The organism is Vibrio ouci (assembly GCF_004551525.1).
In the GTDB taxonomy this organism is placed as follows: domain Bacteria; phylum Pseudomonadota; class Gammaproteobacteria; order Enterobacterales; family Vibrionaceae; genus Vibrio; species Vibrio ouci.
Window position 1 is genome coordinate 1 of record NZ_SATR01000242.1, and the last position, 851, is coordinate 851.

Consider the following 851-nt stretch of genomic DNA (forward strand, 5'->3'; position numbering starts at 1 on the left):
TACTTGCGGCAGGAAAACCAAAGAAAGTAGCCATAGTTGCCTGTATGAGAAAGATGGTTGTGATACTTAATTCGATGCTAAGAGACGGTGTAATGTGGGATAAAGATAGCGTCAAAGATTAACTATTGACGCCATAGTCTCTTGTTAGCCCTATGCCAAAAGGCTACCAACTTCAATTGCGTCTATCTTTACACCAAAGCTCGAAATATTGGGCAATGTTGCATTATGATGCGCTCGAATTTGAGCGCCGGTAGCATGCGATTTATCGTGGGTTGTATGAGCGTCCGATATTAACGTAACCGAATAACCTAACCCAGCAGCCCTGCGAACGGTCGTATCAACACAAAACTCAGACGCATAACCACAGACGATTACATTGTCGATTCCTAATTCTGTCAGAAGACTTTGAAGGTTTGTATTCAAAAACGAATCAGGTGTTGTCTTACGAACAAAATAATCGTCCACTTGAGTCACAAGCGTCGACTGCAACTTCCAACCATCGGAACCAAATTCGATCACTGAATTGAGCTGCTCATGCTGGATGAAAACAACTGGAACTGCCCTATTCCGAGCCCATTTGGTCACTTCATTAATCTTATCTAAGACTACTTTAGACTCAAATGGTTGTGGTTCGGGATCGAATAAAATCGATTGAACATCGATAACAAGAACCGCAGATTTCATAATTATCCTCTTATAGGGCTAACGCCCAATTAAGTTGTGAGCAACACTGCCGCCTTACCCAAGCACTTCACCGTAATCACCAAACCAATTGAAACCGAAAGCGCCGAGCGTTGCGAATCAGCTTGAATTGTTTGTTAGGCAAATTTTCCTACGTGCTCACTAATTTG

General features: G+C 42.5%; 1 protein-coding gene and 1 pseudogene. One reads left to right on the forward strand and one right to left on the reverse strand.

The window, feature by feature from the left end; translation table 11 throughout:
• Positions 1 to 122 (forward strand): annotated as a pseudogene (locus ELS82_RS25440) (IS110 family transposase); the annotation flags it as partial.
• A gap of 28 nt (positions 123 to 150) precedes the next feature.
• Here the strand turns inward: ELS82_RS25440 and ELS82_RS25445 are convergent.
• On the reverse strand, positions 151 to 684 hold the full coding sequence (locus ELS82_RS25445; RefSeq protein WP_134837817.1) for a cysteine hydrolase family protein: 534 nt from the start codon (positions 682 to 684) through the stop codon (positions 151 to 153).
• Positions 685 to 851: the final 167 nt, after the last annotated feature.